This is a genomic window from Runella sp. SP2, from assembly GCF_003711225.1.
Classification (GTDB): Bacteria; Bacteroidota; Bacteroidia; order Cytophagales; family Spirosomataceae; genus Runella.
Map to the genome: position 1 here is coordinate 964,346 of NZ_CP031030.1, position 23,422 is coordinate 987,767.

At 45.5% G+C, this 23,422-nt stretch carries 26 protein-coding genes; all 26 read right to left on the minus strand.

The annotated features are described in order from the left end of the window. Positions 1 to 77: 77 nt before the first annotated feature. Entirely contained in the window at positions 78 to 623 is a 546-nt protein-coding gene (locus DTQ70_RS03900; protein ID WP_122929595.1) for an N-acetylmuramoyl-L-alanine amidase, read from the minus strand. Further along, complete coding sequence (locus DTQ70_RS03905) at positions 620 to 1,063, minus strand: hypothetical protein (RefSeq protein ID WP_122929596.1); 444 nt, start codon at positions 1,061 to 1,063, stop codon at positions 620 to 622. Before DTQ70_RS03905 ends, DTQ70_RS03900 begins: the two co-directional genes overlap by 4 nt. A gap of 30 nt (positions 1,064 to 1,093) precedes the next feature. Further along, positions 1,094 to 1,420: a hypothetical protein gene (locus DTQ70_RS03910; protein WP_122929597.1), complete on the minus strand. Its 327-nt coding sequence runs from the start codon at positions 1,418 to 1,420 to the stop codon at positions 1,094 to 1,096. Between the two features lie 2 nt (positions 1,421 to 1,422). Beyond that, positions 1,423 to 2,211, minus strand: coding sequence for a hypothetical protein (locus tag DTQ70_RS03915; protein ID WP_164489854.1), 789 nt, complete (start codon positions 2,209 to 2,211; stop codon positions 1,423 to 1,425). A gap of 170 nt (positions 2,212 to 2,381) precedes the next feature. Next, the gene (locus DTQ70_RS03920) at positions 2,382 to 2,579 is read right to left on the minus strand and encodes a hypothetical protein (RefSeq protein ID WP_122929599.1); all 198 of its coding nucleotides are present in this window, start codon (positions 2,577 to 2,579) and stop codon (positions 2,382 to 2,384) included. A gap of 2 nt (positions 2,580 to 2,581) precedes the next feature. Further along, positions 2,582 to 3,067, minus strand: coding sequence for a hypothetical protein (locus DTQ70_RS03925; RefSeq protein WP_122929600.1), 486 nt, complete (start codon positions 3,065 to 3,067; stop codon positions 2,582 to 2,584). Then, positions 3,064 to 3,252 carry a hypothetical protein gene (locus DTQ70_RS03930; RefSeq protein ID WP_122929601.1) on the minus strand — a complete coding sequence of 63 codons (189 nt, stop codon included), beginning with the start codon at positions 3,250 to 3,252 and terminating at the stop codon, positions 3,064 to 3,066. The genes DTQ70_RS03925 and DTQ70_RS03930 overlap by 4 nt, the downstream gene beginning before the upstream one ends. 6 nt (positions 3,253 to 3,258) lie before the next feature. Next, positions 3,259 to 3,588 (minus strand): hypothetical protein, encoded by a 330-nt coding sequence (locus tag DTQ70_RS03935; RefSeq protein WP_122929602.1) that lies wholly within the window; start codon positions 3,586 to 3,588, stop codon positions 3,259 to 3,261. A gap of 10 nt (positions 3,589 to 3,598) precedes the next feature. Continuing rightward, entirely contained in the window at positions 3,599 to 6,031 is a 2,433-nt protein-coding gene (locus tag DTQ70_RS03940; RefSeq protein ID WP_122929603.1) for a hypothetical protein, read from the minus strand. Next, positions 6,031 to 6,474: a hypothetical protein gene (locus tag DTQ70_RS03945; protein ID WP_122929604.1), complete on the minus strand. Its 444-nt coding sequence runs from the start codon at positions 6,472 to 6,474 to the stop codon at positions 6,031 to 6,033. The genes DTQ70_RS03940 and DTQ70_RS03945 overlap by 1 nt, the downstream gene beginning before the upstream one ends. A gap of 14 nt (positions 6,475 to 6,488) precedes the next feature. Further along, positions 6,489 to 10,157, minus strand: a complete 3,669-nt coding sequence (locus tag DTQ70_RS03950) for a hypothetical protein (protein WP_164489780.1) — start codon at positions 10,155 to 10,157, stop codon at positions 6,489 to 6,491. Between the two features lie 8 nt (positions 10,158 to 10,165). Further along, positions 10,166 to 11,212, minus strand: a complete 1,047-nt coding sequence (locus tag DTQ70_RS03955) for a hypothetical protein (protein WP_122929606.1) — start codon at positions 11,210 to 11,212, stop codon at positions 10,166 to 10,168. After that, on the minus strand, positions 11,199 to 12,743 hold the full coding sequence (locus DTQ70_RS03960; protein WP_122929607.1) for a hypothetical protein: 1,545 nt from the start codon (positions 12,741 to 12,743) through the stop codon (positions 11,199 to 11,201). The genes DTQ70_RS03955 and DTQ70_RS03960 overlap by 14 nt, the downstream gene beginning before the upstream one ends. A gap of 9 nt (positions 12,744 to 12,752) precedes the next feature. Continuing rightward, positions 12,753 to 13,250, minus strand: a complete 498-nt coding sequence (locus DTQ70_RS03965; RefSeq protein WP_122929608.1) for a hypothetical protein — start codon at positions 13,248 to 13,250, stop codon at positions 12,753 to 12,755. A gap of 144 nt (positions 13,251 to 13,394) precedes the next feature. Further along, the gene (locus DTQ70_RS03970; protein ID WP_122929609.1) at positions 13,395 to 14,174 is read right to left on the minus strand and encodes a hypothetical protein; all 780 of its coding nucleotides are present in this window, start codon (positions 14,172 to 14,174) and stop codon (positions 13,395 to 13,397) included. Further along, on the minus strand, positions 14,174 to 15,103 hold the full coding sequence (locus tag DTQ70_RS03975; protein WP_122929610.1) for a DUF6712 family protein: 930 nt from the start codon (positions 15,101 to 15,103) through the stop codon (positions 14,174 to 14,176). Before DTQ70_RS03975 ends, DTQ70_RS03970 begins: the two co-directional genes overlap by 1 nt. Beyond that, positions 15,103 to 16,437 (minus strand): hypothetical protein, encoded by a 1,335-nt coding sequence (locus DTQ70_RS03980; protein WP_122929611.1) that lies wholly within the window; start codon positions 16,435 to 16,437, stop codon positions 15,103 to 15,105. The genes DTQ70_RS03975 and DTQ70_RS03980 overlap by 1 nt, the downstream gene beginning before the upstream one ends. Beyond that, complete coding sequence (locus DTQ70_RS03985) at positions 16,437 to 16,730, minus strand: hypothetical protein (protein ID WP_122929612.1); 294 nt, start codon at positions 16,728 to 16,730, stop codon at positions 16,437 to 16,439. Before DTQ70_RS03985 ends, DTQ70_RS03980 begins: the two co-directional genes overlap by 1 nt. A gap of 212 nt (positions 16,731 to 16,942) precedes the next feature. Then, positions 16,943 to 18,433 carry a hypothetical protein gene (locus DTQ70_RS03990; RefSeq protein WP_206019628.1) on the minus strand — a complete coding sequence of 497 codons (1,491 nt, stop codon included), beginning with the start codon at positions 18,431 to 18,433 and terminating at the stop codon, positions 16,943 to 16,945. Between the two features lie 142 nt (positions 18,434 to 18,575). After that, positions 18,576 to 19,226, minus strand: coding sequence for a hypothetical protein (locus tag DTQ70_RS03995; protein ID WP_122929614.1), 651 nt, complete (start codon positions 19,224 to 19,226; stop codon positions 18,576 to 18,578). After that, positions 19,223 to 19,855, minus strand: a complete 633-nt coding sequence (locus tag DTQ70_RS04000) for a hypothetical protein (protein WP_122929615.1) — start codon at positions 19,853 to 19,855, stop codon at positions 19,223 to 19,225. The genes DTQ70_RS03995 and DTQ70_RS04000 overlap by 4 nt, the downstream gene beginning before the upstream one ends. Positions 19,856 to 19,946: 91 nt before the next feature. Beyond that, entirely contained in the window at positions 19,947 to 20,159 is a 213-nt protein-coding gene (locus DTQ70_RS04005; protein WP_122929616.1) for a hypothetical protein, read from the minus strand. Between the two features lie 27 nt (positions 20,160 to 20,186). Further along, positions 20,187 to 20,732 carry a hypothetical protein gene (locus tag DTQ70_RS04010; RefSeq protein ID WP_122929617.1) on the minus strand — a complete coding sequence of 182 codons (546 nt, stop codon included), beginning with the start codon at positions 20,730 to 20,732 and terminating at the stop codon, positions 20,187 to 20,189. A gap of 36 nt (positions 20,733 to 20,768) precedes the next feature. Then, a complete protein-coding gene (locus DTQ70_RS04015; protein WP_122929618.1) occupies positions 20,769 to 21,065 on the minus strand; it encodes a hypothetical protein in 297 nt (98 codons plus the stop codon). A gap of 60 nt (positions 21,066 to 21,125) precedes the next feature. Then, the gene (locus tag DTQ70_RS04020; RefSeq protein WP_122929619.1) at positions 21,126 to 22,097 is read right to left on the minus strand and encodes a hypothetical protein; all 972 of its coding nucleotides are present in this window, start codon (positions 22,095 to 22,097) and stop codon (positions 21,126 to 21,128) included. Positions 22,098 to 22,127: 30 nt separating this feature from the next. Further along, positions 22,128 to 23,396: a S49 family peptidase gene (locus DTQ70_RS04025; RefSeq protein WP_122929620.1), complete on the minus strand. Its 1,269-nt coding sequence runs from the start codon at positions 23,394 to 23,396 to the stop codon at positions 22,128 to 22,130. Positions 23,397 to 23,422 lie beyond the last annotated feature (26 nt).

A 23,422-nucleotide genomic window follows, 5' to 3' on the forward strand; every position in this document is an offset into this window, starting at 1 on the left:
CGACTGAATGGCCAAGCTGACCATAATCATAGACAGGGTAGTAACAACGATGCCCAACAAGATTTTTTGAGAATTTTTCATGCGATTGCATCTGCTAAGTTTTTCACTAGTTCAGCATAGTTCTTTCTGTAAGAATCTACATCGTTTTTGTTGCTCAGAAAGCACACTTCAATAAGAACGTTGATAGCGACCGATGGCCCCGAAATGATGGCCAAGCTGCTATGTTGGCTCTCCGATTCACGCTTCACGCCTAACACGCCCCTTCTACGAATGCCAAGGGTACGGGAAATGGTAGCCGCGAGCTTCTCCGCAAACTGGCGCTCTACTTCAGTGGGTGTATCGTCGATGAGAACTTCCACGCCGGTCGCCGCTGGCCCCGCTGCATTGAAGTGTATGTCGATAACTTTGTCCTCTTTTTTTACGAGGCTTCGCAGCCACGCCACCACCTGAGCAAGGGGAGAAGTATTGACTTCATTCGCAACCTTTACGCCACGTGCGCGAAGTGCTGCCGTGATGTCGTTGCGAAGTTTCACAGCTTCCACGGCCTCATCAAAGCCATCGATGCCAAACGCACCAGTGCCGCGTCCGTTCTGTACTGTATGTCCAGCCAGTAGATAAATCATTGTTCGTAGTGGTTATCGTCGTTGTTTATACGACGTTTGCTTGAAAAAAATCTGTCCCGTATTGCATTCCAGCCATCTCTGTAAGCCCCTTTCATAATTGCCCACCCCACGTTTAGCGCCCATTGGCCAAAGGCCCCGCTTAGGTAATGTATCCCACTAATCAGCCCCACCTTTCCAATGCTGAAATAATCCACAATGGCAGGTGCCATATAGACTCCGAACGTGTACCCAGTGAGCGCGGCAAAGACGGCATCCTTGTTGCTCAGGTTATCATCTTTCATGGCGCGAAAAACATACGTGGCCGCCCCCGCAAACACTGCCAGCTTCAAATAGACAGATGCGACGTCGAGTTGTTGTAAGTTGATTTGAAGGAACGTTGCTGTCAGTGCAATCCCCAAATCGAAGCTGTGTTCAAGGGTTTTATTCACTTGGAGTGTCATGGTTTTGAGTGTCTAACGAGTGTAGGGTAACTACGAAATTTCAAGCAGATGAATGGTGACATCAATCCGGTTTGCAGTAGCAGCTTTGATTTTAAGAATGTCTCCTGCATTTAGTACAATCGGCCCGTCGAACCTGAATGTCGTTGCAAATGGAACAGTAGGCCCCTTTACAAAAAAAACGTCAGCAGCATCTCCAGACTTTCTAACACAAAATTCAACAGAGTCACTGTTAGAAGCATCAACGTTTGCAAAAGTGGCAAGCTGAAGAATCGCAGTGGTTGCGCTAGGTACAGTGTACACAGAAAATGTAGTGTTAACGTCTAGCTTTTTAATGATTGATTTGTATGATTCTGGCATTTTTAGGCGACGTTAATTCCATAGTAAGCACCCATATTGCGCTCTATGGTTTGAATTTCGGAAAGTGAAAGCTGGCGCTTAAAGACAATAATCTCGCTGAATAGCTGATTGAGTGGTGCGCCACCACCACCGGCCACTTGATTCATTATCCCAAGTGCGTAGGAGTTATGGTTCGTAACAAAAGCATCTGTCCTTTGTAAGCCTCCGTTCACTCTCACCGTTGCTCCACTTGAGTTGGTATAAACTGTAAAAACCGTACTCCCAGATACATTTCCACTTGTTCCGTTCGGGTAGCAATAATTGTTGGTTCCCCCCGTAAACGCGATTGTATTGTTGGTCGCAGCTTGAGTAACACTACAGCCACCCGTTCCGTAATCATTGCTTCCGCCGCTACTTTGGCTTGAAAAGAAACGTGCATAGTTATTATGCGCGCCGACGCTCGCGACCAAAATACAAGTGAAATCAGTGCCAGTAATTAGACTGGAAATATTGCTTGTGGCCATACCCGTGTCATTGCCAGGAACACCCATCATCGCGGTTTTGCCACCTATTAAATAATTCGTGCCAGACAATCGCACAATTGGTTGCTTATTGTTCGTGCCTTGAACAAAATCGTAGGCGTTTCCTAAACCAGTCTGGCTGTACAAAATTCGTGTATAACCTGTTACTGCACCAATCCAAGAACTCATTGTGGCCGAGTCAAAATTCTCCCCATTTGCTCCAATATCTAGTACGGCACTATCTGTACTTCTTCTTATTTGTGCAATGGGGCCAGCGTAACTGCCTATCATTCGTCGATAGGATGACGCAGCCACGAGACCCGTCTTAGATATGTTATCAAGAACATATTTTGCTCCGGCATAGAAGTGCTTAGAAACAGAAAGGATACCTGGACTATCCACCGAAAGGTAATTAGCTCCTTTACCTCCCACAAAGCCATTATTTATGGTATCAATTCGTCTCATAAAAACCAGCTTCTAATTCTTGCCTTTTCAATATCAGTTTGTGTTACAGCAGGATTTTGCCAACTCATTGCATAATCCCCCGACCCCGTTTTTGTTAGAACATTTCCAGCAGCGCCACCAGCAGGAACTGACCGAACCTTAATGGTATTGGCGATTGAGGTTGCAAGCGAATTGATGCGTTCGATAAGTGTCATGATTATGCAAGGGCAGCGTTGTAAATTGCGACAAAGTCGGTGTCAGGTTCACCCACGCCAATGTTGGCACACACTTGCGTTTTTTGGGCGGCGGTAAGCGCCTGTGCAGTATCAAATCGCACTCGGTTAGCTACAGCAGTAAGTAAGTTGGTAAGCGAATTGTCTTGTCCTTGCAATAGGTTCTGTATTTCAAGCAAGGTATCGTAAGCGGCGCTCGCCCCACCTAAAATACTGTTGACCGCTGCTGCTACATCAGCATCAATCAATGCCTCGATTTTCTGCGACGAGTAAGTCTTCGTGCTGCTAATAATCGTGTCATTGATTTGGGTTGCACTACCAATCGCTGTAAGCACCTCATTGATAGCTGCTACAAGCGAAGTTTTGGTTGTGGTGTTAAGGGTAGCAAGATTGCCAATCCTCTCAAAAGATAACTTGTCATTTCCTGCAAGCACGAGTGCCAGCGCGGATAATCTTTCTTGTAATGTCATAGAATTAAAGCTGTTTGGTATAACAATACAAGGTCAATCGGGAATTCGCTGTTACTCTCGTCGTTTTCGATGCTCACACTTTCGATGGTCTTAATATTTGTTACGACCTCCTGAGTTTTGATGAACATATTTGACTCGTGATTAACGACTTTCACTTCTTGCTCGTATTGCTTTACATTGACCATTTTACGTTACTTGGTTATGTCGTTTCGGAACTCTAAAGTACCCTCAATCCAAGTGTTTCGTTCGGACGAAGATGTTATCTGTACGTCGAAGTCAAAAACACCCAAAAGAGCCTCTGTTTGAGTATAAGGCACCACCCATTTGAGCCTTGTTTCGTTGTTGGCGTATAGGTTTGTAAGCGTCCCCACGGTGTCGCTGTCAAGTATGACAGGGCCACCGTTTTTTTTGCGAACCTGAATTCTAACTTGGGTGTCACTTAGGTTTACACCCTCAAATCCAAACTCGAATTTGAGGGTGTCACCACGTTTTGCTTTTTTGTTTACGACGGCTGGAATCATACGTTGTTGATTAATTATACGCTGTATGAAAAGCTCTATTTCCCTTGGCAATATGAGTGTATTGAGACCCGTTTATTGTCAAGCGAAACTCAACGTCCTCATAGGGCTTCGAGAATAAATCTTGAAAGTATATTACGCGTGCATTATTTGTAGTGTTGTGCCAGATTGTGAGGTACGGTTGGTCGTACTTCCACGCTTGTAAGTGCTCGTCTCCTACACTTGCGGGTACGGTAATCCAACTCCCAACTTTTCCCCTTCGATACTGGAATGAATTGTTTAGGTCAAGTTGATTATTAGCACCATCGCAAATGTGTTTATACTTTTGAGCATATATCTCACCAGAACTAATTAATGCCTCGAAAATCTGCGCCTCCATTCCAATATATGTAGATGGGTTTGCAGGGCAGGCATAATTTTCGCTACCTTCATAGTTGTACACGAATGGGCCCTCAGGCGAGCATTTTGGCTGAAAATTACGCGAAGCATAATACAGGGCTGAGTATGGAAATATATTGTCATTGGTATTCCATATATGTTGTAAGTGTACATTTCCGCTCAAGAACATAAACAACGTGAAATCTTCGTAGAGATTCTGAGAATATACATATCTCATATCACGTCCACGCACATACCCAAGTTCAGGACTTGGACGAAAGCGATGTGTTGTAATGCTTCTACGGTCACGTTGGTCTTCACAAGGCCACTGGATACTTAATAATTTTGCATTTGGAAGCTTTCGACTATAAAAGTTGCACACCATTTGCGCAAACAATATGTGTGGCATTGAATGGTAACGTCTCTTTGGTGGTTTGCTATAACTTTCTTCTGCATACGCAGTTACATTATTGTACCCCAACCCTACACGCCCACTGTCCACGTTCGGCAAAGTCACACTACTCAAGTTAGCCCAAAGTGTCTCCCAATCGGCAGCGGTATGAAAGTACTGTTGACCATTATTTGGTCTATGTGAAATATAGCTGAAGGTACCATCATTTGATACCAAGCTATAACGCTTGTTGTCAAAGTCAAATCCAGTATTCTGGAACCAATCGTAGTATTGTTTGCCACGAGCCGCTAAATAGTCCTGAATCCACTTTATATTGGCTGCTCCATTGGCTGCGTTGCTCCACTTCCAAGAGTGCGTTGGTGTTTCAGTTTCGTTACCTTCCCAGTCAGTTATAATCACATTTCTATTGCCTAAAGCAGCCAACATCGCCTCGGAAAATTGAGTAAGGCGAACACTCCCCGCCGCCCACGTATGCACACCACCTTCGCTTTGTGTAACACCCATTCCATCTATAATATCAATTATTTGAGGTGCGTATAGCCATAGTGGCATATCGCTACTACTATTAGCCCACGACACTCGTTGTAATTCTGAATCGCTAACGCCTTCCAGTTTTCCAGAAAATGCCCTGTTATATTTTTTTGTGGGTGGTAATTCAAACGTAGTAGCATCAGATAGCATACGTGGCTTTCCAATTGCTTCAGAATCAAACCACAATCCTTTCTGTGCATTAGCAGGCATATTACCCCAAGGACGAATTTGGATCCAAAAAATATTAACAGCAATAGTATAATTGCCTCCTATAAGCCACCGAGCAGATACTGTAGGTACTAATACTTTTAGTATCTCTATTCTTTTTTCAACGGGATAGCCTACGTCAGGTAATATGTCGCAGTCGCCACCATTGCCACCATCGATAAAATATTCAGGATTAAGACCCCTTGTTTCGCCATAGTCTTCGATGTGGTATTCTCCAAGAAAACTCTTTCGTAATCGCAACATCAGCAATCTGTCATCGGCATTGTTTTCGTAGTCTGGAGTATATTCTCGAAATACCAATTTGGGTACGAAGTATTCTACATTAATTGTATTATTCCCCTGCGTTAATACAATTGTAAGCGTGTTTCCTCTCAGGTCGATATTGCCAAAGAAGGAGGGAAATGTAATCTCCAGATAACTGCTTCCATATTGTACTTGCTCATTATATACAGTAATCCCTCTATTCTTCACTGTTGCGTCGTAACTTCCTACACCGTTATTAATCTTAATTTTTAGATTAATATTATTGTGGTCAGTATTAGCTTCTATGTTTGCATCATTGTCGATGGATGTCACCTCTTCTTCATTGCCTGTATTCGATGAGTTATGGACAACATCAAACTGGAATGGATTACAATATCCCTCACAAGTGGGGCAAGAAGCCTTCAAATATGCTTTCCCATCCGACACCCCATTTACGTTTATCTCGAAGGTATTTGTTTGTGGGTCTTCTTGCCCACTCGCAAGGTCTTTGCAGCCTTGCTCCACATCCCAGAGAATGCGCGTAACATTAGCCCCGTGAAAGCCAACAGTGTAGATACTACCCTCTTTGTGCTTCACAAAGCTGATAGTCCATTGCGGGCCGCAGGGCCCGCACGGAGGTAGTTGAGATGGCATTACTTTTCTGCGTCGATTAAGTATTCATAGATGTTAACGACCTCAGTTACGTAGTCGCCATGCAATTGTTTCTGCCCATCGGTAGAAGTTTCGTTCCAACGCTGGCTCAAAACGCCTTTTTCGTCTGGCAAGAGTGATTTTGGTATTTTTGGTGAATCAATGCTGATTTTAGCCTTTTCAGCTAGTTGATACTGCTGGGTAAGTATCTGTTCAGCTTCTGCCATCTGATTCTCGTTTCCTGCGATTTCTTTCTTTTTCATCGCCTCGCGTACAGGTGAGAAAACTTGAAAGACTTTGCCATCGACTTCATCTCGAAGTGTTTTTAAGCGCAACTTGAAGTCGAGACCTGCCCCTGGCATGTTATACAGCCGCCGCAAGGCAGGCTGAATAATGTTTACTACTACTGCGAAATCAATTGCGTTTTCTGTGTTTTTTGTTGACATGATATTGTTGATTTTTAAGATTTTAATAAGATATATTTAGTGACGCCGCCAATATTTATTGGAAGAACTTCGCTGGAGATAGTTGGTGTAGCCCCTAATGTTTGTGTTGGGAATAAGCTGAAATGCTGAGAATTCATGTATATCCCCCCGTTAAATTGGGCAGTGGTATTGAAGACAGTTGGGTACTCAAACACATTGTAGGAATATATTGTATTCCCTACTCCAGCTGTCTTGTCAAGGTAGTTGCCCCCGCCGCTACTAGGCAGATTGACATTAGCATAGTATTGGCCACCATCTCTTAGTTGAATACCAACCGTAAGTGTAGAGCCAGCAATACTTAGCCAGTGTGCAGCATAGCCTTTTGGGTCGCTTTCGCTGGTAATAAATGGAGGCTTATTAGAGACATTATCCCAATGTACCGCACCGCCAGCTCCACTGGTGTTGAGTTGGTATCTGGTATAGACATCTCCCCAAGTGGGGCGGTTACCAAGCTCACTTGCAAGGTTGATAATGTCTCCAATGGGGTGTCCGTGGCCTGTGTAGGCAAAATCAGGTCTGTTGGTTACATTATCCCAGTGTACTGCACCGCCAGCTCCACTGGTGTTAAGTTGGTATCTGGTATATACATCTCCCCAAGTGGGGCGGTTGCCAAGCTCACTTGCAAGGTTGATAATGTCTCCAATGGGGTGTCCGTGGCCTGCATAGGCAAAATCAGGTTTGTTGGTAACGTTATTCCAATGTACCGCACCGCCAGCTCCACTGGTGTTGAGTTGGTATCTGGTATATACATCTCCCCAAGTAGGGCGGTTGCCAAGCTCGCTTGCAAGGTTGATAATGTCTCCAATGGGATGTGAGTGTAATACAGGCGCATACAATGATGTGCTTATTGTTAGTACGTTACCTCCATTGTCTGTGCCCAATAGTGCTACTGGCGTTCCTGACCACGATGAAGCTGAGTAATAAGTGTTAAAGCGTACCTTACCATTAGAGTTTAGCTCCATTATATAGGTAGCGCCGCCGCCGCTTCTGAAATAAATAGGTGATGCTGTACCTGCGTCGATGTTAAGAGTTCCTGTTGCCCTTATTGCCCGCCCAGAGGGAATATAGATTGATACCGCCGCTAAATCTCCGTCTGCATAGAGCGCCCCATCTATTAACCGAAGACGATACCCAGCAGCATCATTTCCCCCGACCGCAAGGTTGCCAAAAATGTTCGTGTTGCCACCAACATTAAAAAGGCCAGTTGTGTTTGCACTTGCAATGTTGACGACAGTTCCGTTATCAAATATTCTGCTATTGCCGATTATGCCAGGAGCTGTGAATTTTCCAAGATAGTTGACATCTCCAGTGCCTGATAATTTTGCGTTCCAGCTACTAATATTTTCAGTAGTTATTGCCTTGACATGGCTCGGCACGGTGGGGTCGGTCTCGGTATAGCTTGTCAAATACCCTGCGAGCGCGTGGTTTCCCCATCCGTAAGCTGAATTCCAGTTCGCAATGTTAGTGCTACTAATGGTCTTCACCCAACTCGGTACAGTTGGGTCAGTTTCGGCAGGGAAGGCTATTTCTGTATTAGAAAGACTAATTACCCTTCCATAGGTGTCCACGTTGATAACTGGTACTTGCGTAGTAGAACCTGCCGAGAGTGTTGTGGCATTGACGGCAATGAGGTCAACGACCCACGAACGGTCGGCGGCGAGCGTCTGAGAGCCACCGCTTACGGCGACTCGCCCAGCAGTTCCAGAAACCTGCAATGCACGTGCAAGTGGTGCGTAGAGACCCGCGTGGTTTCCCCAGCTGTAGGCAGCATTCCAGTTGCTTATCTGAGTACTGGTGATGGCCTTCACCCAAGATGGCACAGTTGGGTCGGTTTCCGTATAGCTTGTCAAATACCCAGCGAGTGCGTGGTTTCCCCAGCTGTAGGCGGCATTCCAGTTGCTTACTTGAGTACTGGTGATGGCCTTCACCCAAGATGGTACAGTTGGGTCAGTTTCGGCAGGGAAAGCAATGGCGGCATTGGAGAGACTAGTTACCCTTCCATAGGTGTCCACGTTGATAACGGGTACTTGCGTAGTAGAACCTGCCGAGAGTGTTGTGGCATTGACGGCAATGAGGTCAACGACCCACGAACGGTCGGCGGCGAGCGTCTGAGAGCCACCGCTTACGGCGACTCGCCCAGCAGTTCCAGAAACCTGCAATGCACGTGCAAGTGGTGCGTAGAGACCCGCGTGGTTTCCCCAGCTGTAAGCGGCATTCCAGTTGCTTACTTGAGTACTGGTGATGGCCTTCACCCAAGATGGTACAGTTGGGTCAGTTTCGGCAGGGAAAGCAATGGAGGCATTGGAGAGACTAGTTACCCTTCCATAGGTGTCCACGTTGATAACGGGTACTTGCGTAGTAGAACCTGCTGAGAGTGTTGTGGCATTGACGGCAATGAGGTCAACGACCCACGAACGGTCGGCGGCGAGCGTCTGAGAGCCACCGCTTACGGCTACTCGCCCAGCAGTTCCAGAAACCTGCAATGCCCGCGAAAGTGGTGCGTAGAGACCTGCGTGGTTTCCCCAGCTGTAGGCAGCATTCCAGTTGCTTATCTGAGTACTGGTGATGGCTTTGACCCACGATGGTACGGTGGGGTCGGTCTCGGTAAAGCCAGTTAAGTAGCCAGCAAGCGCGTGGTTTCCCCATCCATAAGCTGAGTTCCAGTTAGAAATTAGAGTACTATTAAGTCCTAAATTTCCAGAAACTGCATCATATTCTAATGGGTATTGTGGCGCAAAAGGAACTTCATTGCCAGTCCAAGAAACTATTTTTCCTGAGGGCGAATCCGTAATTTGGATGCCAAACCCTTCGATAAGATTAAATTTCTCTTCAGCTTTCCACGCCTGATATACCTCCACAAACTGATACCCACTTCCAATTCCACGTTTTACATGGGTTGGTACTTTTACCTTGCCATCAGCAAGCATATTCCCAGCGCTTGCCGTGTACCAGCTTGTCCAAATCTTTGACTCATTGCGTTCGCGGGTATATAGGGCTTCTGAATTGTCGGGATAGAAATACTGGAAAATTACACAACCCGCTATTTCATTTTTCAACACCCCCTTGTTTTCGTTCGTCGGTGGTGCGAAAAGACTACTTCCAGAAAACTCTATATGTATATCACCGTTGGTAATCGTAGTGTTAAAATTGATGTCACCGACCCGTTTCCCTCGGTTCAATTTCGCGTATTGACGTACGTAATCAGCGGCAAGCGTACGAAGTTTGGTGTCTTTAGCAAGCCCTTTGTTAAAGGCACTTGGTAGGGCAATTTCACCAAACTGAAAAGTCTCATCATTGCTGACGTAATAGTTCCAACTTTCTGCAACACCATTGATAACAATTAACTCACCACAACGAGATTTGATACAGTTTTCATCGCGCATTTCGTCAGCGACGAAGCGAATTTCCTTGGTAGTACCAGCTGATACTTTAACAAATAAATATCCCTTCGATGGGAGATTAGGTGCGTTTTCTACGTTTGCCCAGTCTTCTCCATCGTGCCGATAAGAACCTATCTTCAGTTCTGTAACATCGAATGGAGCTGCAATCGTCCCATGGTCAACGTACGCAAAATCCCCAACGTCTGAACGAAGGTCTCGTTCCGAGGTTTGGTCTGACTGGGGGTTGATTGCTATGTATTTCAAGTCCGACATTAGCTTCTAATTACGTGTTCATCAATATCAACTAGGAGTTCTGTCGCCGAAATAGCACGCCCGACTGGTTGCCACACCAACCCCGAACCTGAGGCGGGTCCAAATTCCGAAATGCCTCCGGGTGTAGTCGAAGACAGGAAGTAACGTTTTCCAATTTCTAGCCCTTCCATCAGGGAATTCGTACCCCAAAATTTGGGCACGACAGTTTGCCCAGGTGCGGCGTTTTGCGTTATAAAGCCGTGTGCAATTCTATCAGCTGAAGTAGCAATGGCAGGCCGTACTTTAGGTGTACCCCCATCGTCCCAAATGTTAATTAGCATACCAGCCGTAAGTGATGCCGATGCCAAAACTTGGTCACCAACAGGCACAATCGTGCTTTTTGTGACGTTGATTTTGAGCGATACTGCTTTCCCGAGTTTGGCATTATTGCCTAGCCAAAAACCAATGTAGTGTTCCCCTCGTAGGAGTGGAGTCCAAGTAATTTGAACGTTGTCATTGTCGATGGTAACAGACGCTCCCGCAGGTGCATTTATCAGCGAAACAGTGGCATTCTGATTATTCTCCAGCTTGAATGTGCTTCTTGGAATGGTCACAGCGAAAGGCACATACAAAGCAGCCGTTTGTTGATTTAGGGTTGGTTCAACTATGCCCGCGCCAAGTTGGGTCAGGGTCACATAGTTGTTTTCTTGGTTTTGTTCCCCACCTCCGTTGTCAATATTGAGCCCTTCAATAAGTTGATTGACCCAACTTGGCAGGTGCCGCCATGTTTTGTTGCCAGTCAGTACGTATTCATTTTGGCTGTTTTCGGGAGCTTCAGGCAGCTTTGACTGCACATTTTGAAACGCTTGATATACAGCATTCGATTTGATAGGGTTATTGCTACCTTCGGTGGGAACTTCATCCAACGTCCAATTTGGATTCTCTGTGCTTCCACCGCCTCCAGGGTTGCCACCTCCAGAGTTACCTCCGCCGTCAGGGTTAATAATTACATTCCCGCCTGGTACAAAGCCCGGTGGAAACGAATAATCTGGGTCATTGTTTTCCATCGAATTTGTTGTTTTTGTAAGCGTGCTGATATTGGAATGTGTGCGAATACAAATTTTGTCCGTCAGTGCCAGTCGGAAGCGGGTCCATTGTCAGCACGATTGGCCTAATCGTCGTAGGGTTTTCATACAGATATTTATACCTGCTGAGCTGAAAATCCTCAAGCATTGAGATTTGGTAAGCAGTTTGATAGCCCGTGGCCACTGTTGCGCCATGTTGCGAAGTAGTGTTGCTATCTGCTAGCGTTCCCTGCGAAGAATCATATTGGGTAGGCAGAGGTACCTCGATTCGCTCACTCGTAAAACGAACCTCGCCACTTGCTTCACCATAAGCACAGAAAGAGTCCCACGCGCCAAGCGAGTTTAAGTAGAGAAAGTATCGTTTTGAAGTCCTTGGCGCGTAGTCAAGTATGTATCTGTACTCTCTACTTACTTGTGCGCCGTTTCCCCACACAGAAACGTAGTAGCTAAGCACACCTTTTGTGGTATTGATGGCAGGGATATTTAGGCCGAAAAAAGACACATCCCACATAATACGCTCATACATAGCAACTCCCCCAATCTCAGTATAATCAGGAAAAACGGCTTGAATCGTATTGTCGGCATACTCAACCCTCACGCGTAGTTGTACACTTGCGTAAGGCTGACGAATAGCCACCCAAGTAAGGAACTGCGGCTCATCAACCTGTAACCATCGATTGGTGCTGCCGAAACGAAGGGCTTTGTCCTCATTACTATTTGTGCCAATTACCCATTCAAAGGGCGTGGTATCAATACCTGTTTCGTGGCCAGTACCGCCACCCATTACGATATAGTCGCTCGTAATCGTTGGGGCTCCAGCTTCTGCGCCAGCTTCAGCAAATTTTAGGCGATACTTCTTCCAGCTTTTTTGGTGTCTAATTGGAGAAAAACTACGCCATGAGCTTGGCATATCTGGCGTTAGTTCCGCATGAAGTAGCTTGGAAATGTCAATTTGGGCGAAAGCACCACCGACAAATGGGATACGCTCAGCGTAAATGGTCTCGTAAGTAGTACCGCTTTTGATTTGGCATTCCAGTACAACACCGTGATTTTGGATTTTAGTTGGAGCAATCCCAAAAGTGCTATTGGTGACAGTTCCACTCGCAAATGTGTACGAAGTAAAATTGTATTGTATGCCCTTCACTTTCGCAGTCAAGGTAATAGTGTTGCCGTTAAGTGCTAAGGTGAAGTCGTTGGCTAAGTAGTAGTTGGCTTGCAAAATTGCCATCACACTAGCCCAATTGCTGCCTGTTGGTAGGTCATTTCCGCCAATTACCGCAGCCTTGGCCGTAAATCTTTGTAGATTCTGGCCCCACCGAAGTTCGATGATGGTACCAGCAGTAAGTCCCAAATCAAATGTGATAGTGTTTACCGAAAATGCGCCTGGCAAGGTGAAAAATAAATCACCCTGAAAATGTACCACGTTGCGATTTTCGCTCCACGTGGCCGCAGCTGGAGGAGATACTAATGAAACACCCATGACCGAAATTAGCCAGCCATATTGGCCGAACATCGGACACCACTATTCGCAGTGAAAAGGGTCTCTCCAAAATCTAATTTCAATTGTATAGCGATACCCCCAAGCTCCGTTGAGAACCGGGCCAATCCATTCACCCGAAACCCTACTCATTACTTGAAGGGGGGTGCATCCATCTTTGATGATTTTTTTCTTTGCCTCTTTTTTTAACCTGCCGATAATTCGTTCAACGGCGGGTTTGGATACGTCATAAATCACATATTTAGCGTCATTCTTCCCAGCGTTTTTCGCATCGGCAAAATGCAAAACGGCAATACTTGTTCTCAAGGTATCATAAGCCGCCGACTCGTCACTTACTTCATTGTCAGGAAACTCAAGCACAAGACAAGGCCATCCAAGTGAATTACGAAGGGCGTTAAGGGCTGTTTCAGCATTTTGGGGGTCAGGCACAACGCAAAAATTCACCTTAGAATCACCACGTGCTATCGCTCGATCCTCATTTGCGTACTTCTGTAGTGTCTTCTCTAAAAAAGGTAAACTCATACTTTGCTATCATTTAGAAGTGGAAGTTCAGTGATGGTGCGCCAGAGCTGACGCTGATGGAGTGAGCAAAAAGATTTTTTGATAGCAAAAGTTAGCGCAGCGAGCTGCGGTACCGAAAGCCAGGAAACAACTTTTGCTATCAAACTACTTATTATTCTGTGGTAGCTGAGATTTAGCCCATTCAAAATCTTTCATTCGGAGATTGATGTTACTCATCACCTCATAAAACGAGGTATTTTTGATGGTAGTAAGCTCACTTTGTCGGTGTTCTGCTAACCTTGTGGCTTGCTCAAGCCAGTTTGATTTTTGTGCTTTCTCACCTTGCTTTGCTTCTTGAAAAGCGTATTTGTATAGCTTTTTAAGGTGCTTTTTCCAGCCTTGATAATTAAGCAAAATAGCCGTTTTGGTGGCTTTATCCAGCTTTGTAAGCTGCTTTGCCCGCTCATCAACCAGCTTATTGTTGAAATCATGTCGCTTTCCAAACCAGCTTTTAGGTCGATATAAAATTGAAATAAATCGGTCAAGCTCCCATTCGTCATGCTTGCTGTAATAACGCTCAAGCATACTTTCAGCAAACATAAATTCTGCAAAAATTAAGTCAGTGAGGCGTTTATTGGGGCCGTGCCATTTTTGCCAACCGACTTGGATAGAAGGCAACATCCAATCTTTTGGCAAATCGTTGAATTCGCTTAGGTGATGAAAGTACCCAATCAGTACGTGCCTTTGTGCCATCGACATTCCAAAATACTCGCGCAGTGGTATTCCCAAAAGAATGACAGGTAATGCCCATGTTTTTTCGGGTTCTTGCTCGATGATATTGATGGCGCGAATCGTCGCGATGTATTGTTGGGCTGACATTTGCTCCCATGTGTCGGGGCCAGTTCTTACAACTCTTTTGCCTTTGTAGGTGTACGAAATTTCCATTATGCAATCACGATTCCACTGGTTGATGAACGCACCGGGGTAGCTTTTTCGGCTGGCAAAGGAGTGTAGCCAGTTGGCTGTAGCTTTTCTAAAAGCTCTCTTAATGCTTCCAAAGCTGCCTGACCGTCAGTTTCATATTCATAGACGACATCATTTGCGTTTTTAACCTGTGCAGCTACGAAGGTAAGCCCCATTTCAGTTCGTGCATAAGTGCCAACACGTAGTGCTTTGGCGGTTGTAAGCAGTGCTAGTGCTTTGCTCGAAGCGGCTTTCAAGCTCTTAAAAGCTGCTTTTACTGGCTCGCTATCGCTTTCGTTAGTCCCCGTGAGCAATGTGTCCATGTAGCCATTCGCAATGGGTAAGATGCGCTCATTCTGAACAGTTTTTAACAAATCAAAAAGCGAAGCAAAGGTAGAGCCGCTTCTAAAAAGGGAAACATGTTGCTCAAAATCAGAGGCGGTTTGGATAAGCAATTGATTGAAGCGCTCAACTTGTGGCGATGTAGCCCAAGCCTCAAAATAAGGATCGTTTTCCTTACTATCACATAAAAGGAGAATCAAATCTTCAAGGCTATTCATGCCCGCTTCGTAGTAAGAACGCTGAAGCTCAGCTTTGTCTTTGTCTGAAGGTCGCCACATCGAATCCGTCTTTGCGAAATAGACACCACTGTTATCAATCATAGCGCCGCCAGTGACAACGTACAACGAAACACCAAGGTTGGCAAGTGCTGCCCTGGCATAATCAATCAAGTCTTCATATGCCTCCTCTTCAGCATTAGTAATTATGTGTTTCCACATACTTCTTCCAACGGTTGAGTGGATAAATTTGCTTTCCGCTTGACGAAAAAATGGGGTAAGTGTCTGAAGGCTCAAATCAGAGCCGACCGCCACGTACTCTTGCAAATGCTGTGTGCTGAGAAATAAGTCCATTAGGTAGTCACTTGTTTTGACGCCGCTCCAGTGTCAAGGGTTGTAAGCAGCGTGGTTTGGTGTATAAAATCCAGCATGGGGTACTTTTTCGTCCAACTATTGAACTTGGCTACGAATCGAAGTGGCTCAAGTTCAATTTCACGCAGTGGCTTCATCTTCTCAAGGTAGATAAGCAATGCTTCGCGTTTGTCAGAGCCACCAGACCGGCTACCCATTTCTTTGCTCGCAAAACCTGCCAAGGTTAGGTCTATTCCGAGTGCATAGAAAAGGTTCGCAGTTGCTTCGATGCTATCGTTTACAAATTTTCCGTCGTGATTAGGGTCTTTTATGGGGTCAATCTCCCATTTTTCACTAGCCTTGCCATCCAGCGACATACCATATTCAGACACAAATGCCTTCCCCGCATTTGCATCTCCAGCCAAAATTTTGTCCAACTCCTCGAAGTAGTCCATTTTAATTTGGCGACGTTGAGAAGGGTCAGCATCTTTCCACTTTTTGCCATACGTCTTCTCCCAAAATACAGCAGGTACTTGAATATGATAGGCAACGCGCATCTGCGTTGAAAGTAGGTGCGACTTGAGTTGGGGAATCTTGGTAAGGATGTCAAGCCAACCACTTTGTCGAATTCCATCCCAAAAAGCCAGCTGGTAAAAGTTACGACCGGGTGATGGATAGCTCGCAGGGTAAATAAATTTGTAGTCATTGACTCGGTCACGTGTCCCTTCTACGATGTCGTAGGCATAAGGGTCAATCGCAGTAATTTCAGTTGTGTACTTGCTTTGTATGTTAGTGTTTGGCCAGTTGGCCGATACAAAAACAGCCTCACAAGTCCCTCGCGTGTTTTGTTTCCCCCAGCGGCAATGCATAGCCTCATTAGGGCTTATATAGGCGATTTTTTTTCGATTTTTGGTTAAAATCAGCTCTGGGAAAACATTCTGAAACCAAAACAAGTCCACTGCGGCCTCGCGCCGATAACGCTTAAAATGGACACTGTTGATGAATTCCCAAATTTCAGGGTCAGAAACCACCTCAATTATCTCCTTTACCCCATTCTTATCAGCTTCGTAATGCTTAATTACTGGAAGAATGGTGGAGCCAGACAGCATGTTGGCGTGGAAAAACAAGCTTGGGGGAACCACCGCTACCTTCATTGCTTGTTCTACCACTCGAGCTGGGAAATTGTTGTCCTCCCCCCAAAATACAATATCACTGTATTTCCATACCTGTTCTTCCACCACTGTCATGGTGGGTTGAGCTGCGGGTGCTGTATCAATCGTAAAAACACTTTTACTTTTACCTAGCACATAGGCATTTTCTGCTACTTCAACTACCATTATGCGATTTGGATTTCATTGATTGACAAGATTAGATCGATGTGGATTCTGTAATATCTACCAGTATCCTCATCATAAAAATCACGCCAAGGGTTTCTTCTTATTTTCTTGGGTTCGTCGGATTTTGGTGGTTTGTACTGCCCCAGCAGACGAGCTTTTTGGAGGGTTACAATTTCTCCTCCAGTTCCTCTTTTTTTATCCGCAGTCACATACTTTATATTGTTACAGCGATAATCCCCAAAATCTCCCTTTGCTAAAAAAAAGCGACGAAATGCCTCTTGAACTGTAATCATAACCAAACTTACTCATCCATTTTTAGCTCAATTCGGACATTAAAAACCCTCATTTTAGCACACGATTGTACTTTTTTTTCTACAAAATGCCTGATTTTTAGGGGTTTGGTTCAATCGGCGTTTTTCTGTCAAAATGTAGCCACGATTCTCACCCCGACGCGCACTGTCCAGGAATGCAATTGCCTTTTGCAGGGGCCTGCGATATATGATGGTTACAGCGTAAATGACTCTGGAATTGTGAACCCTTGGTATTGAAGTTCTTTATGCACACCGAAGTAAAGGATGTCAGCGGAGTCGCCACCATGGGGAGCAAGGAGCTGGTCTGCTTCCTTATCTCCTTCTAAGCCTTTATCTTTTGCATAAGGGTCTTTGGCACCACGTTTTATCCTGGTGTTTTGCATTGATGTAAGCCCTTCGCTGAAGTTATCTTCATTAAATAATGGATACATCACTCTTGGGTCATCACCAACGAAACCAAAAGACCAGAGGTTAAAGCGTGTGTAGGATGAAGGTGTATGTCCAAGGTAGCGTTCGTGAACAGTCCAGCCCAGCGTCTCAAGATCATTGACAAACTCGTCCTTTGGATTCTTGTCTGCAACAGATTCAGTCTTGATGTGGGTGTGGTCAAAGTAGAAGAACAACTCCTTTTTATAGAAGTATCTGTAGTAGTCGTTAAATGCTTTGGCTAAGTCCTTGACACGTTGTGGGTTTTTCACCCATACGTTTTTTAGGAATCGAAAGCAATTACCATCAGGCTGCCCCACTGATAAGAAGTTAATGCTACCCCCAAAGTCGGGTGCAGCATGTAGTGGCATCGCTCTATTGAGGTCGGCATCCTTTTTACAGTTGTTGAGCTTACCAGTACCATAGTCCTTTTCTGATAACCCATCCACAACGCTGTAGTCGATTGCGTTGTATTTGTGTTGGGGGCCGAGCAACGAGTAAAACCCCTCCTTTACATTTTGTGGCTTATTATTAAGGATGGCCCGGTCGTATTCATAATCAGGAAGCTGCTTTTTTTGTTTTTCAAAAAAGCTTTCACGCAGTACATCAATGTTCTCTAGCGTACTGGCTTCTGAATAGTAACTAAGCTTTGCACGTAGCTGATTAAGCTCCTTTCTGTATCGAACTATTTTTCTTGCCCGCGCTGGAGCAAGTAGCTCAAGCGGGGTGTTTTTAGGATTGAGTCGGTAAAGTTCAACATTTAGTCCTTTTACCAGGGCGACCGCTTCCTTATCCATCCCCTTCTCTTTCTCAAAAAGCCAATAGCCTTCTGGGGAGTTGGGCATATCGCTACACAAACATACCGAGTGATGCAGGTAACTTCCTGCGAAGTATCGCTCATTACCACGGTTGGTAGGTACCAACTCATCATCATAGCGCTGCTTGTTAAGAAATCTTGCTTCATCACCGACTATCCAATCAATGCTTAAACCATTGGAACTGCCCGGTCGATCCTGGCTTACTAGCCGCATTAAGGCGACTTGGTTTTTGTTAGAGCGAACAAAAACCGCGTGTTCTGGCGTTTCTGGCGTAAAATAGGGGAGTTCTAATCCCCATTTTTTATCAGGGAACTTCCTTACCCAAAAGTCAACATCGCGGTGCATACCAAGGTCCTGCCAGTGTTTTAAGATAGGAGGGAGGGTTCTATCTAATATTTGCAGGTAAGTTTTCGCAACATTTACTCCAGCTGAACGAGGCATTTGTTGTACACACGTGAGCGTTCTCACTGATAGCCTGCCTTCTGATTTTCCTGTTGCTCGCCCCCAGAGATTCGTTTCCTCGTTGGCATCAATCAACATTCCTGCGAGTTGTGGCCTATTATAGTGTACTCTTTTGGAAAAGTCAGGTGGTGGAACTTGGCTGAATTGCATAAGGATTATCCATTATTTCATCAAAATCTACATCGACAATTTCTGCCTCTTTTCTTTTCTTCTCCTTGAATATCCTCAGTTTGTGTTCGAGGTTCTCAATTGGGTCGAATCCAAGAAGCGTAGGGTCGAAAACAGGAAAAATATGTACGATGACGGGAGAAGGGATGACGTTCTCAGGCTCCATAAACCCAAGCACGTCGGCGAGTAGCTTGTCTGCTTTGTTGGCTTCACCTGCTGCTTTGAGGTCAATTTCAGCAAGGTCGTCCATTTTTTTCTGACGGCGCTTGAGTCGCTCCACCATCGCTGCTTTCTCTGCCTCCTTATTTACTTTCTCCATCGATGCAAAAAATCGCATCGTGTTTTGTACATCGATGTAGGCTTGTTTCTCGCTTATCCCAAATTGCGTAATAAGTACGCTAACTAGCTCCCTGTTGCTAGATGGCTGGTAGGTGAGGTACCATTCCCTGCACCATCGCCACCGCTCCAGTTGCTCAAATTGCTTTTCAGATAGGTTTGAATTCGAGTTTGTGTAGTACCTATATATAGCATCGAAGTCGTCCTCGAAGCGCTCGGCAAGGCTTTTAGGTGCTTTTTTAACTTTTGCGACGGCATCTTTTTTCATCTTTCCAAATAGCCTTTAATTTCATCTGTCTTTTCAAGCGATTGAAGCTCAAGTAGATATTCATCCAATTTTGACTTAGTTTTCGCGATGTCATCGGCCAAAATCTGCCCCTTCAGCTTTTTCTGAAGTTTGGTGATGTAGCTTCTTACATTCAGATAGCGTCGTACTGGGTTGTCCGTCTCAATTTCAATTGGTCTATAGACAAGCCCTTGGGCTTCAAAAAGAGCCAATTTCCCAAACAGGTCGTCGAGTTCTTCAGAAATACCAAGGATTTCAAAAGCGTGGCCACGACGTTCTTCGACCGTTGGCAATACGTGAAGTTGTGCTTTGAGTTGAGTTCGTTTGTTGAGCAACTCTTTGGTCATGCGTCTCCAGTCCTTTACTTCTTCGGGTTCGTTGCTGTTGGCTACTTGGTGTTCTTCTAAGAGAATTTGTTCAGCAGCCTCGATTTCTTCTCGAAGCTTCTCTTGATTATAAGAAGTGCTCCCAACCAAAAACACATAATACAATCCCGTATCACCGTACAAATCACGATAGAGCTTAATACCCTGTGAATAGTCCAGAACATTTGTCCAGGACTGAATTTTGCTGAGCAAATTTTGCCGTTTTTCATGGGACAGGCCGCGCATAAATAATTTGTTTTGTACAACGTTTTATGGAATATGTTACATAAAAAAAGTCGGCCATTGACCGACTTTTTCGCACACTTCTAACCCACCTTTATTCAGCCGTCACGAACGGACAGCCATTTTCGTACAACCATTGAAGGTCATCTTGGCTTGCTTGTGCCAAATCAAACTTGAGCCCTCCATGAGAGATGGGGATTCGCCCATCTTTCAGCGGTTTCAGCCCCTTTACTTTGAGCTGCTTGGAGGTCGTTGGTTCGGAGTTCTGAATTTCGACCTCATTTGAAGGCCTTTCGATTTTTGCCATTGAAGTTAATTGTTAAGGCCACAAGCTCTAGGCGCTTGGAGCGGTTTGTACAGTCCCCGAGTACAGCACCAAAAACTTCTGAGTCGCCTTGACCTCAAAGTTGTACATAGCAGCATCGCCTTCAGGAGTACCTCCAGCCTTGGTGGCAGTCATGGTTGCTTTGTGCTTAAAGCTGCCAATGATTTCGTACTGACCCTCTGGCAATGAATTGGGTTTGGTCAAAAACACATAAGGTGTGTTGCCATCACCAATATTGTAGAGCGCGTGGCCATCTGGGTTGTTGGCGCTAAGTGCAAATGCCAACTTTGCCGCTTTCATCCCACTGGTGCCAGCCGGCTCATAGTTGGAATTGACACTGTTTGATTTTGCCTGTATCTCACGCCAAAACTTTCCAGCCTTGAAAACAGGTACTGTCGTGATTTTAAATTTGTCACGCAGTACTGTTTGCGAGGTAGGAGGTAATGGAATGCTCACAAAATCAGAAAGCAACGCATAATACAGCACGTCCTCGTTACCGCCGCCGTTGGGGTTACAAGGGTCGTTTGTTTCTTCGACATCAATTACATCGCACATTTCAGAAAAAATTAAAATAGTGTAAAAAAAGGTAGCTTACGCCTCACGCTTAACAAGGAAGCCTACTTTCTTGTCAATGAGCTTTGCCACGAGCTTGGCATCTTTCAAATCCTCGATGGTATAGTCAGTACCTTCAAAGTTGAATTTTTGAGCAGTCACCTCATAAGTTGCTCCCTTATGGGTAACAGTCGGAGTTTGGGCGCTGGTCAACCCATCCATTTTCTTTGCTTCCAGCTGTTTGCCCATGTCCTCAATAATTGCTAACAAGTCCTTTTCGCGTGGCGTAAGGTCATCTGAAGTAGCTGGACCTGGGTTTTGTTTTTCGTTTGCCATGTGTAGAAAGAGTTTGAGGGGCAACTCGCCTACATCGCAAGCTGCCCCTTCTGGATAAGATTATTCTTGGTCGTTACAAAACACAATGTCAGGAATCACAAACCCGACACCCATCCACCAGTCGGTGAGAAGCTTCACAATGCGGTCAACCCCCTGAATATCGAATCGACCCATGTTATTGGTTTTCTTCATCAGAAGAATCGCATTTTCTTTTGGCGTACAGAAGATTCTGTTGCAGGCGCTACCATTGGCTTTCAAGTTCATCGACGGAATCCCCTCAATAGTCAAGTTTGTGAACTTGATTTTGGTTACGCCGTTAGCATTGTCAGCCGTTACGGTATCTTTTCCGTACTTCTCGTTGTAGCCATACATGTACTTCAACACAAGGTCTTCGCTCATGTACACCGTCATCGGGATGTTACGGTACTCTTTGCGAATACCAGCGTGGAAAGCTCGCATGTAGTCCACGAAGTCTTTGTCTGCGGCTGGAATCGCCCCCAAAGCCGTTGGTGATGTGCGTCCCGCAGTAATGTGATCCTTCACAATCTTCTGGATACCATCCATCGATGTGCCTTGAGCCCCTGGAGTATTAGTCGTTGGTGCAGTATATACACCAGCGCCAATTTCATACAGCTCAATTTCCTCTTGAATTTTGGGTAAAACCAGTACTTCCACCCACCACCGGATAAACGGCCACTCGCTCCGTTTTACGTTCTCAGAGGATAAGAAGCCAAGCCATGTTGCCTCCAAGTCATCTGGCGACTCTGACAAGTCAGCCTTCATGTGAAACTGTCTGATTTCAACAGGCTTGAAAGCACTTGTGCCAGTCGGAGTAAAAGCCTTTTGAAAAGGCTGCACAATACGTGAATGTGAAGCTTCAGAGGCACGCCAAATGGTGTCATCTGTGTACACAGTCGTAAAGGCTTTGGGGGTTACCAAACTCCGTCGCAATTTCTGACGAATACTCGTCAAATTTTGCCCCTGGCTGAGATAGTAAGCCCCAAACTCAGTTACAATGTCTGTAATGTTCATTTAGTAAGCTGTTAATAGGTAAAACAAATATTAAGCTCCAAAAAGAGCGTCCGCCGCCTTGTTATGAGGAAGCTCATCCAGGATTTGCTGCGGTGTTTTTTTGCCAGAATCCCCTTCAGCTTTTTGCTCTGAAGCTTTCGGCGTCGGCTTTTCTCCTGGTTGTTGACCAAGGCGTGTTACTTCAGCTTGCGCATCGTCACGCTCTTTGGTGAGCGTTGTCACCTGAGCTTGCGCGTCATCGCGCTCCTTGGTCAAAGTCGTTACTTGGGCTTGAGCCGCGTCGCGCTCTTTGGTAAGCGTTGTTACTTGAGCCTGCGCGTCGTCACGCTCTTTGGTGACAGAAGCTAGAGTTGCCTCTTCCGAAGCACCCTCTTGTGAGCCATGTTTTGACAACAGTGACTTCAATTCACTAATCAGAGACATAGATGTTGATTTACGTTTGGAAGTTTGAAAGCGGTCGGAGACTTCAGCCAGCACGTCGGCCAAAGTAGAAGTGCCATCTATCAGACCCACCTTTTTGGCTTCATCGGTCATGTAGATAGCACCCTTGAAAGGGTCACCAGCTTTTGGATTTAGTTTCCCAGCTCTGGCGGCCTTGATGTCGTTAATGAAGATTTGGTTCGACTGAGTCAGCTCAGCCTTGAGAAGCGTATCGTCCTTTTTGTCGAATAGGTTTCGCACATCAAGGTTCTTCTCGGTACTTTGGGCGGCATATACTTCGTAGATAGGGAGGCCAATTTTCTCGAAATACTTATTGAAGTCAGCCAGTACCGCGTAGGTGCCAATGCTACCGACGATGTCATTGGGCTGTGTAGTGTATATCGCATCACTACCAGCAATGTAGTAATAGCCCGCGCTTGCGGCCAAGTTGTCAACCAGCGATATCACAGGCTTGGCGGGGTTGCTCACCGCCTGAAACACCTCTCTGGTACCGTATGCCATCCCTCCTGGGCTATCAATCAGGATCACACTGCCCACAAAACGCGTATCGCCGTAGATAGAGTTGAGCAACCCAACATACTCTTTTGAGCCTGTAGAATACCAGCTAGAGTACTTGCTTATCGGTCCTCGTATGGCAATCACTGCTACCGAGCCGTTGGGGGCATTTTTTAGGTCAGTTGTCGTCCCGCTTTGAAAATGTACTGCTGCGGCCTCAATAATCTTTGGAGGTCGCTCACTTTTTTCGTTGGCGGCATTCATAAGCCGCACCATTTCAGTAGAGTTAGCCAGCGCCCATTGCTGGTCTATCCACCATTGCCCACTCGTGAGCGCCAATACGGTCTGTTGCAGTTCATTCATAATGCAACATTATCCGTACTTTCTCC